This is a genomic window from Pantoea sp. App145 (assembly GCF_047947045.1).
GTDB lineage: Bacteria > Pseudomonadota > Gammaproteobacteria > Enterobacterales > Enterobacteriaceae > Pantoea.
This window is the reverse complement of sequence record NZ_CP133290.1, coordinates 3477782-3490824: the sequence shown is the minus strand read 5'-3', so window position 1 is coordinate 3490824 and position 13043 is coordinate 3477782. Positions and strand designations below refer to the sequence as shown.

General features: G+C 56.1%; 10 protein-coding genes. 6 read left to right on the top strand and 4 right to left on the bottom strand.

Annotated features, from left to right (window positions below):
- Positions 1 to 22: 22 nt before the first annotated feature.
- Positions 23 to 637 carry a cupin domain-containing protein gene (locus RCF31_RS16175; protein WP_084876820.1) on the bottom strand — a complete coding sequence of 205 codons (615 nt, stop codon included), beginning with the start codon at positions 635 to 637 and terminating at the stop codon, positions 23 to 25.
- A 262-nt stretch (positions 638 to 899) separates the two neighbouring features.
- Here RCF31_RS16175 and RCF31_RS16170 point away from each other — a divergent pair, with 262 nt between their 5' ends.
- Complete coding sequence (locus RCF31_RS16170) at positions 900 to 1382, top strand: YlaC family protein (protein ID WP_416411682.1); 483 nt, start codon at positions 900 to 902, stop codon at positions 1380 to 1382.
- Positions 1383 to 1419: 37 nt separating this feature from the next.
- On the opposite strand, the gene RCF31_RS16165 is transcribed toward RCF31_RS16170, so the two are convergent.
- From RCF31_RS16165 to RCF31_RS16155, 3 genes are all read right to left on the bottom strand, one after another.
- A complete protein-coding gene (locus RCF31_RS16165) occupies positions 1420 to 2832 on the bottom strand; it encodes a PLP-dependent aminotransferase family protein (protein ID WP_416411681.1) in 1413 nt (470 codons plus the stop codon).
- A gap of 33 nt (positions 2833 to 2865) precedes the next feature.
- A complete protein-coding gene (locus RCF31_RS16160) occupies positions 2866 to 4956 on the bottom strand; it encodes a putative bifunctional diguanylate cyclase/phosphodiesterase (RefSeq protein WP_416411680.1) in 2091 nt (696 codons plus the stop codon).
- Positions 4957 to 5111: 155 nt separating this feature from the next.
- Positions 5112 to 7211, bottom strand: coding sequence for a putative bifunctional diguanylate cyclase/phosphodiesterase (locus RCF31_RS16155; RefSeq protein ID WP_416411679.1), 2100 nt, complete (start codon positions 7209 to 7211; stop codon positions 5112 to 5114).
- Between the two features lie 531 nt (positions 7212 to 7742).
- Between RCF31_RS16155 and RCF31_RS16150 the strand changes: the two genes are divergently transcribed.
- The 5 genes from RCF31_RS16150 to RCF31_RS16130 are packed head-to-tail and all read left to right on the top strand — an operon-like array spanning position 7743 to position 12972.
- A complete protein-coding gene (locus RCF31_RS16150) occupies positions 7743 to 8312 on the top strand; it encodes a spore coat protein U domain-containing protein (RefSeq protein ID WP_084876825.1) in 570 nt (189 codons plus the stop codon).
- 23 nt (positions 8313 to 8335) lie between these two features.
- Positions 8336 to 8851 (top strand): spore coat U domain-containing protein, encoded by a 516-nt coding sequence (locus RCF31_RS16145; protein WP_299459593.1) that lies wholly within the window; start codon positions 8336 to 8338, stop codon positions 8849 to 8851.
- A gap of 25 nt (positions 8852 to 8876) precedes the next feature.
- Positions 8877 to 9566: a molecular chaperone gene (locus tag RCF31_RS16140; RefSeq protein ID WP_416411678.1), complete on the top strand. Its 690-nt coding sequence runs from the start codon at positions 8877 to 8879 to the stop codon at positions 9564 to 9566.
- Positions 9566 to 11998: a fimbria/pilus outer membrane usher protein gene (locus RCF31_RS16135; protein ID WP_416411677.1), complete on the top strand. Its 2433-nt coding sequence runs from the start codon at positions 9566 to 9568 to the stop codon at positions 11996 to 11998. The genes RCF31_RS16140 and RCF31_RS16135 overlap by 1 nt, the downstream gene beginning before the upstream one ends.
- Positions 11995 to 12972 (top strand): spore coat U domain-containing protein, encoded by a 978-nt coding sequence (locus RCF31_RS16130; RefSeq protein ID WP_416411676.1) that lies wholly within the window; start codon positions 11995 to 11997, stop codon positions 12970 to 12972. Before RCF31_RS16135 ends, RCF31_RS16130 begins: the two co-directional genes overlap by 4 nt.
- Positions 12973 to 13043 lie beyond the last annotated feature (71 nt).

The window sequence follows — 13043 nt, the reverse complement described above, 5'->3', positions numbered from 1 at the left end:
CGGGTTATTACAAAATTGCACCTTATCGGTGCACAAGCTGCTGCGTGACTGGTAGCCAGATTTCAGTCATTGCCCCCTCCCCGCCGGTGAAAGGATCGCGCTGCGGCATAGGTACGCGCTGAATCTGCTGCTGAGAGGTTCTCAGGAAGCGGGGTTCATCGCGCAGCGTTTCCGGCGACATACCTTCAGGATAGGCGCCAACCACCATAAAATCCTCACTGGCGTGGACCTGTTTATGGCCGACCCCTGCCGGAACCAGTACCGCATCGCCTTCGCGCAACGTCACCATACGGCCACTGTCACCGCCAAATAGCACTTCCGCCCAACCCGCCGCGACACCCAGCACTTCATGGGTATTCGGGTGGTAATGGGTATAAGGGAAGATCGGATAACGCCAGGCTGCGGGCCAGCCGTTATCCGTAAAGGTTTTTTCAAACCAGGCGGCGGTATCCTGGTTTTCATCGTCGTCATCATCAGGTGCGACACCGGGCCAGATGATCAGCGGCAACGGATTGTTCGGCACACCGCCGGACGGGATCGATAACATAAGATGCTGCGGGTTACTGGAAGCCCCTGCGGAAAAGGTGCCAGCGGCGAAAGACATCAGTAACAGCAGGCTGGATGGGTAGACAGTCATACTCTTTCTCCGGTTAGCCACATGCTATAAGTGTGGCAAAATCGCATGACAATACAATGTGCTCAGGTCCGCAAAATTCACATAAAAGCATGATTTTGCTAACTAAAGCCAAATTAATGATTAACCTCTTTAACATTTTGAGCGCAACACCCGGCGCAGGGCGATTTACCGCGCAACTGTTATAAAAAATCTGCACTGATCTGTGTCTGCAACGCTTCACTGTTACATGCTTTACTGGCAGGCAGTGAAAGAGAGGTGAACAATGGACGCCATTAAACAAATCCTGATTGATGAAATCGCTACCCTGAACCGTGAAGAACGCCGCGATAACCGGCCGCGTTTTAGCTTTTCATTTCTGAAAACCCATCCGGGGCTGTGGGGAGTGATGTACCTGTGTTACGCGCTGTGCGTCGCACTGATTTTTTCCACCGACATGCTTGGCTGGCCTGCATTCTGGTTCGCCACCGTGTTTGTGCTGGTGATGAGCTTCCTGATGCTGCTGGATATCAATCCAAAGTATCGCTTTGAGGATATTGATGCGCTGGATCTGCGCGTTTGCTACAACGGTGAGTGGTATTACATTCAGCCGGTATCGCAGCAAGGTATCTCGAAGATTCTGGATAACCCCGGCACGCCGGAACGGGTGCGCAGCGGGATTCATCGCCTGATGCAGCAGAAAGGTGAGGTCGATTTTTACGACGTATATTACCTGACATGGGGACACCAGCAGGCCGCGCAGGTATAACCCCCACACACCCGTAGCAGCGCGATTTCTCGCGCGGTTACGGGTGAAGCTGATTGATCAATGTACCCAGCATTTTCACCGCCGCTTCGGCGCGCGCATCCCACGGCCAGGCAGTATTGAAGCGGAAGCAGTGGCGAAAATCTTCGCTGCTGGAAAACAACTGCCCCGGCGCGATACTAATCCCTTCCTTTAACGCCAGATGATACAGCTGCGTAGTATTGATACCGGCGGGTAAGGCTACCCATAAAAAGTACCCCCCAGGGGTATCGCTGATGCTGGCCTCTGCGGGTAGTACCTGCTGTAACGCCGCGCGCGCCAGCTGTTTGCGTTTCGCCAGCGTCTGACGCAGTCGCTTCAAATGGCTGTCGTAGCTGCGGGTGGAGAGAAAATCCGCCAGTGCCAGCTGCATCGGTGCGCTGGTGGAAAGCGTACTCATCAGCTGGATACGCTGGACGCGCTGGGCATGTCTTCCCGCTGCCACCCAGCCAATACGAAACCCCGCCACCAGATTTTTGGAGAAGCTGCCGCAATGCATCACGTCGCCGTTACGATCAAAGGCTTTCGCCGGGAGCGGCTTTTCGTCACCAATCCACAGTTCGCTGTACACATCATCTTCAATCAGCGCCACGCCGTAGCGCTCCAGTAGCGTGACCAGCTGCTCCTTGCGCGCATGGCTTAAGGTGAACCCAAGCGGATTTTGCCGGTTGGTCATCAGCCAGCAGGCTTTTACCGGCCAGCGCTGTAACGCCTGTTCCAGTTCGTCAAAATCAATCCCCTGCTCCACGTCGCTGGCGACTGCAATCGCATTCAGTTTCAGGCGTTCAATCGCCTGTAACGCGCCATAGAAAGAGGGGTTCTCAATCACCACCCAGTCGCCAGGTTCGGTCACCGCCTGTAAGCTCAGGTTGAGCGCCTCCATCGCACCGTTGGTGATCACAATGTCATCCGGTGAGATGGTTATGCCCTGCTGCGCATAGCGCTGGGCAAGGATTTTGCGCAAATCAGCGTTACCCGGCGGCAGGTTGTTGAGCGCATCGGTCGGTTTCAGGTTATGCGAGACTTTCACCAGCGAACGCATCAGCTGGCGCTGCGGAAACAGTTCAGGATCGGGAAAGGCGGAGCCAAACGGCATAATGGCCGGATCGCGCGTGGCTTGCAGCACATCAAACACGAAACTGTTGGTGTCGGTCTGTTCCGGGCGGGCCACGGTTTGGGTTGGCAGACGCGGGCGCGGAGCCGCCGCACGGGGTGCGATATAGTAGCCGGACTGCGGTTTCGACAGAATCCAGCCCTGGCTTTCCAGCACTTCGTAAGCATGCATCACCGTCATCAGGCTGAGGCCGGATTGATCGGCCTGCTGACGCAGCGACGGCAGTTTTTCCCCTGGCTGCCAGATGTTGGCTTCAATTTGTTCCCGCAGTTGATCAACCAGCTGCTGATATTTCGCCACCTGAATCTCCGTCGCTACCTATTCATAAAAGGCTTACTTCGCGGTAACTTCCAGTTCCGCTGCCGGGGTCACAAACTCCGGTAGTTCGCCAATGCGTTCTGGTGGTACCGGCTTGCCCAGCAGATATCCCTGTAGCGTGTTACAACCCAGCCCGGTCAGAAACGCCTGTTGCCCCTCGGTTTCTACCCCTTCGGCCACCACTTTCAAATTCAGCGACTGTGCCAGCGCCACAATCGCCGAGACGATGGTAGCATCTTCTGATTTTGCCTGTAGCTCATTAACGAAGGCGCGGTCGATTTTCAGCTCACTGGCCGGTAACCGCTTGAGATATAACAGGCTGGAATAGCCGGTGCCGAAGTCATCAATCGAGGCTTTCACCCCCATATTGGTCAGCTCGGTCAGGATACGGACGCTTTCCTCCGGGTCACGCATCGCGGTGGTTTCGGTGACCTCCAGCGTGAGTAGCTCAGCCGGAATCTGATGCTGCGACAAAGCTTGCGTGACGGTTTCCACCAGATTGCTCTGCTCAAACTGCAACGCCGACAGGTTGACCGCCACTGACCAGTGCGGATGTCCCAGCAAATGCCAGCAGTGCAGCTGGCGGCAGGCTTCATTGATCACCCAGTTACCGATATTGATGATCATCCCGGTCTTCTCCGCCATCGGCAGGAATTTATCGGGTGTCAGCAAGCCGCGTGTCGGGTGCTGCCAGCGCAGCAACGCCTCAAAACCAATGATCGGTCCGCTCGGCGCGCAATATTTGGGTTGATAGAACAGCCGCAGCTCGTTGTTCTCCATCGCCTGCCACAGGTCGTTGTTTAACTGCAACTGGCTCTGCGCCAGGGTGTTCATAGAGGGCTGGAAGAAGTTGTAGCCGTTGCGCCCGTTGTTTTTGGTGTGATACATCGCGGCGTCGGCGTTAAACATCAATTCACGCTCATCAACACCATCGCCGGGATACACGGCGATACCGATGCTCAGCGACACCATTAACTCATAACGTGAGATGCTGAACGGCTTTTCAATCGCCTTCACCAGCGCATCAGCAGCGGCGGCGGCATCGTTCGGATCGTCGATTTCAATCAGCAACACGAACTCATCGCCACCCATGCGCGCCAGCGTGTAGTGCCCTTTCATCTGCCCGGTCATGCGTTCGGTTACCGCGATCAGCAGATTGTCACCGACATGGTGGCCAAAGGCATCGTTAACCGCTTTGAAGCCATCAAGATCCATAAACATCAGCGCAAAATGCGAGTGTTCGCGGTCCGCTTTATTGATGGCCTGGTCGAGACGATCTTCCAGCAAAATACGGTTCGGCAGGCGTGTCAGGTTATCATGCAACGCCAGCTGCGCCAGTTCACGGTTGGCCTCGGCCAGCGAACGCGCGAGGATGGATGTACGTGCCTGCATCCTTGCATCCAGCATGGATACCAGCAGGGTAATGCCCAGAATCGATAGCGTTACCACCGTCACCAACATCGCCAGCCAGTTACTGTTAACGCCCATATGTGTCGCGTGGCTTTGCATCGGAAAATTCGCCGCCGCCATACCGGTATAGTGCATACCCGCGATGGCACAGCCCATCACCACCGAAGCTCCAATCCGTAGCAGGGTGACGCGACCATGTCCTTCACGCAGGTTAAACGCCAGCCACAGCGCCGCCCCGGAGGCGACCAGCGCGATCACCACTGACGCAGCCACCCAATACCCGTTCCAGATAATACCGGGCGCAAACATCAACGCGGCCATGCCGGTGTAGTGCATCGCCACCACGCCACTGCCGAGCACCACCGCTCCGCCGCACAAACGCGGCCAGGGCAACTCACCGGAGCAGACCAGCCACAGGGCAAAGATCGACGCCAGCACGGCAATCACCATCGAGACTGCCGTCAATAACGGGTTGTAGCTCATCACCATATCAAGGCTCATCGACAGCATGCCGATGAAGTGCATCGCCCAGATGCCAATGCCCATCGCAAAGCCGCCGCCAAACAGCCACACCAGCGCCGTCTTGCCGGTGGAGGTTGCCACTCGTCCTGCCATATCCAGCGCGGTAAATGAGGCCAGCATCGCCACCAGAACGGAGACGATGACGGTAAACCAATCGTACGAAGTCACTAACATAGTGAGTTCCCAAGTCATAGCTGGGTCAGCAGCTGTGGTGTTGTTAACAAAAAGTAAAATACATAAATATTATTGTACAATTTACCGACAGTCGTGCTGTCGTTATAAGTCTTTGAACGATGAAAGATTGCGATTCAGAAAATCAAAATTACTTGTCAGGCACCTGCCAGTGGTGCAACGTTATCGGGGATGCTCAGTTGCGGGGTTGCCGCCACGGTGAATTCACTGATGCGTTCTGCCGGTGTCGGTTTCCCCAGCAAATAGCCTTGCAACATGTCAAAACCCAGCCCGGTCAATAAGCGTTGCTGTTCTTCCGTTTCCACACCCTCAGCCACCATGCGCAGATTCAGGCTCTGCGCCAGGCTGATCATGGCAGTGACCACCGTGGCATCTTCACTGTCAGCACGCAGGCTATTGATGAAGCTGCGATCAATCTTCAGCTCGGTCGCCTCCAGATGTTTCAGGTGCAGCAAGTTAGCATAACCGATACCAAAATTGTCGATTGCCACCCGGACACCCAACTGATGCAACTCAGCAATACGCTGCTGGCTGAACTGCGGGTCACGCATGGCGATGGTTTCGGTGATTTCCAGCATCAGCATCCCTTCCGGCAAGCCGTGTCGTTGCAGAATTTCACTCAGACTGTCGATCAGATCACGCTGATGAAATTGCAGCGCCGACAGGTTAACCGAGACGCTCCAGCTGTTGTTTCCTTCATCATGCCACTGCCGCAGCTGGCGGCAGGCTTCGTTAATCACCCAGTTCCCCAGCGCGATAATCTGTCCGGTTTTCTCGGCTCGCGGCAGGAACATATCCGGCATCAGCAATCCCCGGCGCGGATGTTGCCAGCGCAGCAGCGCTTCAAAGCCCATCAGCAACGTGCCACCGGCGCGGAACTTCGGTTGATAGAACAGGCGCATTTCCTGATGTTCCAGCGCACTCCACAGATCGTTGGCCAGCGCCAGCTGATATTGCGCCACCGCACTCATGGCCGGTTCGTACAGGCACCAGCCGTTACGTCCGCTATGTTTGGTGTGATACATCGCCGAATCGGCGTTGAACATCATCTCCTGCTTACTGCGACCATGCAGCGGGAAGATGACAATCCCCACGCTGAGCGAGACGCGCAGCGAGTAACGCTCCAGTTCAAAGGGGGCGTCAATGGTGTTCACCAAGCGCTGGGCCTGCGCAGCCGCTTGCAAGCCATCACAGTCCGGGCTTAGCAACACAAATTCATCGCCCCCGAGGCGCGCCAGCATCGCATCTTTGCGCAACTGATTACGCAGTCGCGTGGCAACAGCGATAAGTAAGCGGTCACCAACATGATGTCCCCAGGTATCGTTGACCGCCTTAAAGCCGTCGAGATCCATGAACATCAGCGCGAAGGTTTGATCGTTAAGGGTCGCGTGTTTGACGGCTGCATCGAGTTGCTGCTCCAGCAGCACCCGGTTCGGTAAGGTGGTGAGTGTGTCGTGCATCGCTAACTGATGCAGCTCGTTATTAGCCGTCTTGAGTTTGGTCGCCAGACGCGCGGCGCGCAGCTGGGCATCCAGCATAGAAATCAACAACGTCACGCCAAGAATACTCAACGTGATGATGGTGACCCACACCGCCAACCCCTGATCGCTTACACCATGTTCCATCATGCTGCTGGTATTGTTGAACTGTGCTGCGGCCATGCCGACGTAGTGCATACCAGCAATGGCGATACCCATCGCCAGTGCTGCATAAGCGCGCATGATCAGCAGGCCATCCCCCTGACGCAGATGAAACGCCAGCCACAGCGCGACACCCGCAGCGCTATAGGCGATGAGCACTGACAGGACAACCAGTTTCATATTCCACTGAATAGCGGGATCAATCATCAGCGAGTTCATACCGAGAAAGTGCATTACCACTACCCCAGTGCCGAGGATCAGGGTGCCACGTACCAGGCGGCGGAACGTCAGATGGCTACCACGTACCACCTGCGCGAAGGAAAAGATGGAGGATAATATGGCGACCGCCAGCGACAGAGAAGTGAGCGTCACATCGTAGCGCATGGTCATCGGCAGCATCATCGCCAGCATGCCGATAAAGTGCATCGCCCAGACGCCAATGCCCATCGCGGTGCCACCTGCCACCAGCCACAAACGGGCAAGGAAGCCGCGTGACACGGCGACACGTCCGGCGGTATCCAGCGCCGTAAATGAGGCGATAAAAGCAACGATTAAGGAAACCGTCACCAGAACGCTATCCCAGGTAACCAGCAACATGAGCGCTCCTCACTAACCCGCTAGCGAGCAGGTGCTGAATCGTCGAATCGGAACAAAGATTAAAAAGCATGCATAAAAGGTCTGTTAACTCTTCAAAAGCGATTCAGCCGCTAATCGTACCAGCCTGACTGGGGACTAACGCACCGGGATTTTTATTCGCTGAGTGGAGAATCGTTATTATGTCTGATTAATGTATGAACATAACACTGAACCCTGCGCCGCGGTAGTAGGAGAAATAACTCCGCGTTTAGTTTTTTTAACCTGCCTGAATCCCTTGCTATCACTGAATTATCGGCTATCGGGGCAAATTGATTAGGGAAAAATTATTGGTGGGCCTGACAGGCTTCGCTTTGCTGAACTATAGTTAAGAAAACTGATATAAATCATTTCCCTGTCTTATAGGAAGTTTCTTAGTCGTCAGGGATTTTTACTGTGCAGCCAAATCTGGCTCTTTGTTATTTTTCGGTTGATTTCATAAATACATCATCAGGTGAAAAAGCACTGACCCTCGATAATCAGTAAGGAATGATTATGAAACTCAAGCTTTTTCTTTTGGCTGCCAGCCTGAGCGTCTCACTTCCGTACTCTGTTGTTTTCGCTGCGACCACAACGGGAACCATTAATGCCACATTAACCCTGACCACCGGCTGTCTGGTGAATGGTCAGTCGGCCACAACCGGGGTGAATTTCGGTACTTTAAACTTCGGCAGTAGCGCAGCGACCTTTGATACGTTGAATGCCACCCTGGTAGGGGCTTCCGGCAACGGTATCTACGTACGCTGTACTACCGGCCAGACATTTAACGTGCAGGTCACCAGCAGTAATGCTGCGCCAGCCACCATTTACGGCACCGTCAGCGGGCAGCCGCGTTACCTGATCCTCGGCTCCAACAATACCCAGGGCATCGCTTACACCCTGTACAGCGATGCGGCCTTCACCACCGCCATTGCCAATAACACCAATATCGCCCCCAGCGGCACCACTGACCCGACTCTGGGTACCAACTACGCCATTTATGGTCGCGTGGTCGGCGGCGGCTTTAACCCATTGATCCCGGCAGGTACCTACACCGATACCATTAACGTTGCAGTGAATTACTAGGGCACAGGTTTCGGTTAAACCGGGTGAGAGGGGTAAATGGGTGGGCGCGCATTTCTGGCGGTCTGACCCTGCTGATAGGGAGTGTCAATGTCTGGGGGTTGCCAACTGCAACCTTTCAGGTCTCTGCCTCAGTAGTGGCTGGCTGCGTAGTTTCCGGTTCCAATCCCGGAGTTTTTGGCACGCTTGATTTTGGCACCCAGTCTGGCGTCGCCAGCAGCAGCGTCAGCGCCAGTTTTGTCCAAAGTTCCACTATCAGCCTGGCCTGCACGCCAGGCACCACCGTGAGCATGTCGATCAACGGCGGTAGCAACTACACCACCACTCGCAACCTGAAACTGGCCAGTTTCACCAACACTGTGGCTTACAGCCTCTACAGCAACGCCAGCCACACCACCGCGATTGGGGTGAATTCACCCATCACGCTCAGCTACAGCAACGCTAACAACATCACGCTGCCAATTTATGGCTTGTTGCAGCTACCCGGCCCGACGCGCGCCGGGGTTTATACCGATACCTTAACCGTCACCCTGAGCTGGTGAGGGCACAAACAAGAAGGAATGACCGATGAAAAACCTGCTGCTGCTCTGGCTGCTCACATTCAGCGCTCTCAGCCATGCTGCCAACTCGCTGATGATCTGGCCGATTGATCCTGCCATCAATCCCGATGATAAAGCCAGTGAGCTGTGGCTGGAGAATCGCGGCAACGCCACCACGCTGATGCAGGTGCGAATCTTCACCTGGCAGCAAGTCAACCAACGCGAGCAGTATCAGACCCAGCAGCAGGTGCTCGCCAGCCCGCCGCTGGTGCGCATTGAACCGGGGCAGAAGCAACTGGTGCGCTTAATTAAGCAAGTGCCACCTGACGCCGGTAAGGAGATGGCCTACCGCGTGGTACTGGATGAGATCCCCACCCCGCGCACCCCAGGTGCCAATCAGGCCGGATTGACCTTTCAAATGCGCTACTCCGTACCGCTGTTTGTTTATGGCAGTGGCTTAACGGCCGACAGCGCCAAACCCAATCTCAGCTGGCGAGTGGAAAACAGCGAGGGCAAGCGCTGGTTGCTGCTGACCAATAACGGCAACGGCCATGCGCGTCTGAGCAATGTCACCATCGGCGGACGCCCCATCGGCAACGGCCTGTTTGGCTACGTGCTGGCAAATAGCAGCAACCGCTGGCTGCTGAATAGCAATGTCGGTGGAGAGCTGGAGGCTGAGATGAATAAAGGCCACTGGCAAAGCGCAGCCGTGCGTTGATGCGCATTTCGCCCCACCCCTGTGCGCTGGCCGTGACCAGTGTCGTTTGTTGTTTACCCGTGATCAGTAGCGCCGAGACCTTCTCCGAGCTGCCGCCTCCCCCTGCGCTGCAAAACAATGCCGCAGGGCAGCAATACATGCTTGAGCTGATCATCAATCAGGGGGAGCAGGGCAATATTGTGCCGGTCGAACAGAAGAACGGCGATTTCTGGCTGCGACGTGGCGATCTGGAGCGCGCCGGGATCCCGGCGGACAAATTGCAGGGACAGCAGATTAACGTCAACCAGTTAAGCGGCGTCAAAGTGGACTATGACAATCAACGCCAGCGCCTGCTGCTGACTGTCCCTCCTGCCTGGCTGCCGGGCCAGGTGATCGGCCAGGCGCACAATGGGCCACGCTACCCAGGCCGCGCCAGCACCGGCGCACTGCTCAACTATGACTTCTACGCCACCCGCACCGATCATACCGGCTCGCGCCTCGCCACCTGGAATGAGCTGCGCGTGTTTGGTGCCGCCGGACAATTCTCCAGCAACGGCGTATGGCAGCAGCAACTGGAAGGCGATGCCCCCCAACAACCGAATGGCTATATCCGCTACGATACCTGGTGGAGCAACGAGGACGAGAACGCGGTACGAAGCATCCGTGCCGGGGATCTGGTCACTGATGCGCTCTCCTGGACCAACAGCGTGCGTCTTGGCGGGTTGCAGATTGGCCGTGATTTCAGCATTCGCCCGGATCTGATCACCTATCCGCTGCCGCAGTTTTCCGGCCAGGCGGCGGTGCCTTCCACGGTGGATTTGTTTATTAACGGCTATCGCTCCAGCCAGGCCAACGTTCAGCCGGGTCCGTGGTCGCTGACTAACGTCCCTTTCGTCAATGGCGCGGGTGATGCGGTCATCACCACCACCGATGCGGTCGGTCGCCAGATCACCACCACCCTGCCCTTTTATGTTTCCAGCAGCCTGCTGAAGCAAGGTTTGTCTGACTACTCCTTCTCAGCGGGAGCCATGCGTGAAAACTACGGCATCAGAAACTTCGACTATGGCGCAGCCGCGGCCAGCGGCTCATATCGCTATGGTGTGACCAACTGGCTAACGCTGGAAACCCACGCCGAAGGCAGCGATGATGTGGCGATGGGCGGTGCGGGCGGCATGCTGAAATTCGGCAGCTGGGGCGTCCTCAACGGCGCGCTGGCGCAAAGCCAGATGAGCGGAAAACCCGGCACGCAATACAGCTGGGGATATCAGTACAACAACAGCTGGCTGAGTCTCGGCACGCAGCATACCTTGCGCACGGCGGATTTTGGCAATCTGGCGCTGGTCGGCAATCGCAGCGACTCGGACGATACCTCATATTCGCTGGCACGCCGCAGTGCGCAGTACACCGCCAGCGTGTCGATGAATCAATACGGCAGTCTTGGGCTGGCGTATCTCGATATCAACAGCGGCGGGGGCGAACGCACCCGGCTGTTGAACCTGTCGTGGAGTAAAAACATTTGGGGTAACAGCAGCTTGTATATCTCCGCCAGCCGCGACCAGCAACAGGGGGAATGGAGCGGCGCGATTTCGCTGGTGATCCCGTTCGGCGAACAGAGCAGCGCCTCGGTCAGCATGGAACGCGATCAGCAGGGAGAAAACAACCAGCGGGTGTATCTGTCGCGCGCCATGCCGAGTGACGGCGGCTACTCGTGGGATGCCTCCTGGGCCAACCAGGGCGGCAACAGCGGCGATTATCGTCAGGGCAGCCTGCGCTATCGCAACAATAAAGTGGATACCTCGGCAGGTTTTTATGGCGACGACGATAACACCACCCAGTGGGCCGATTTCAGTGGTGCGCTGGTACTGATGGATAACCGTCTGTTCGTTGCTAACCAGATCAACGACGCCTTTGTACTGGTGAAAACCAATTATCCCGACGTGAACATCCGCTACGAAAACCAGTCGATGGGACGTACCGATAACGAGGGTTATCTGCTGGTACCGTCAATCAGCAGCTATTACGCCGCGAAATACGATATCGACACGCTGGACCTGCCAGCCGATATGACTTCCCCCCGGGTAGAACAGCGTTTTGCGGTGAAACGCCAGAGCGGTTATCTGCTGAACTTCCCGGTGGAGAAACTGCGTTCGGCCAGCGTGATTCTGCATGACAGCAACGATCAGCCGCTGCCGGTCTCCAGCCAGGTACTGCGCGCCGGACAGGCAACCGAGTATGTCGGCTGGGACGGTATCACCTGGATGGAAAACCTCGACGCCAGCAACCCAATTCAGGTCACCACGCCAGATGGCCGCACCTGCCGCACCGAACTCAATATCGCTAACGGACCACAGGCACTGAAGACCTATGGCCCGCTCACCTGCGCGTTACCCCCACTACCACCCGGTACCGCGCAGCCGAATACCGAAAACTCAACTTCAGGTATCGCTCCATGAAAAGAATTTTGCTAGTGCTGACGCTGTTACTGCTGCCAGGTCTGGCCCGTGCTGCCTGCAGTCTGCCCGCGTCAACCGCCAGCTTTGGCTCGGTCACCACTTTTGTCGCCAATTCAACCATCAGCTCTACCTCGACCACCGCTAACGTCAACTGTGGTGCAGGATCGGCGCTGACGTTATTAGGCACGAATACCATCACCTTTCAGCTGGCCAGCGCCTCAAACGTCAACGGCACGCGGGGTACCATGAAAATTAGCGGCAGCACCGGAACTGATAATATTCCGGTACGCCTGTGCATGGACAGTGCCTGCGCCACCGAGCTGAGCGTGGGAGGATCGACCTATACCTTTTCACAGGCGGTACTGGCGAATCTTGCTGGCCTGTTTGGTAGCCTGAACTTTGCGTTGCCGGTATATCTGAAAACCGTCACCGGACAAACGGTCGCCGCAGGAACCTATACGGTGACGCTCAATTTATATGTTACCTACAATATCTGCACCAGCCTTGGCGTCGGAGGTCTTTGTCTGACGCCGCAAACCGGTACCGGCACCATTCCTATTACCTTAACAGTGGTGCTCTCGAATGATTGCACCACCATCACCGCGCCAAACGTCAGCTTTGGCAGTGCTCCGCTGGTCAGCAGTTTTTCCACCGTGCAGCAGTCCATCAGCGTGGTGTGCAGTAAGGGCAGCACCTACACAGTGGGAATGAGTAACGGCAGCTATGCGGCGAATGGTGTGCGTAATATGGCGAGTGGCAGCAACCTGTTGAGTTATGACATCTACCAGGGCACCACCACCACCACGCGCTGGGGACCAACCGGCACGGCCCGCTGGAGCAGCAGCGCCTCCACCACCGTCAGTGCCGATGGTCTGACGCGTGGATATACCTACACTGCGCAGATTCTGACAACGCAAAATACCCCGCCAGCGGGGAATTACACCGATAGCGTCGTAGTGGATTTGTCGTTTTAAACAACAGAGAGACTTATTGCGCGCTAAATCGCGCCGCTACAGTGATGTGCGATCTGTAGCGGCGCAATTTA

What these genes read in the sequence shown, in the direction of transcription:
- RCF31_RS16175 (WP_084876820.1), bottom strand. Translation starts at nt 637, where the DNA reads ATGACTGTCTACCCATCCAGCCTGCTGTTACTGATGTCTTTCGCCGCT.
- RCF31_RS16170 (WP_416411682.1), top strand. Translation starts at nt 900, where the DNA reads ATGGACGCCATTAAACAAATCCTGATTGATGAAATCGCTACCCTGAAC.
- RCF31_RS16160 (WP_416411680.1), bottom strand. Translation starts at nt 4,956, where the DNA reads ATGTTAGTGACTTCGTACGATTGGTTTACCGTCATCGTCTCCGTTCTG.
- RCF31_RS16155 (WP_416411679.1), bottom strand. Translation starts at nt 7,211, where the DNA reads ATGTTGCTGGTTACCTGGGATAGCGTTCTGGTGACGGTTTCCTTAATC.
- RCF31_RS16150 (WP_084876825.1), top strand. Translation starts at nt 7,743, where the DNA reads ATGAAACTCAAGCTTTTTCTTTTGGCTGCCAGCCTGAGCGTCTCACTT.
- RCF31_RS16140 (WP_416411678.1), top strand. Translation starts at nt 8,877, where the DNA reads ATGAAAAACCTGCTGCTGCTCTGGCTGCTCACATTCAGCGCTCTCAGC.
- RCF31_RS16135 (WP_416411677.1), top strand. Translation starts at nt 9,566, where the DNA reads ATGCGCATTTCGCCCCACCCCTGTGCGCTGGCCGTGACCAGTGTCGTT.
- RCF31_RS16130 (WP_416411676.1), top strand. Translation starts at nt 11,995, where the DNA reads ATGAAAAGAATTTTGCTAGTGCTGACGCTGTTACTGCTGCCAGGTCTG.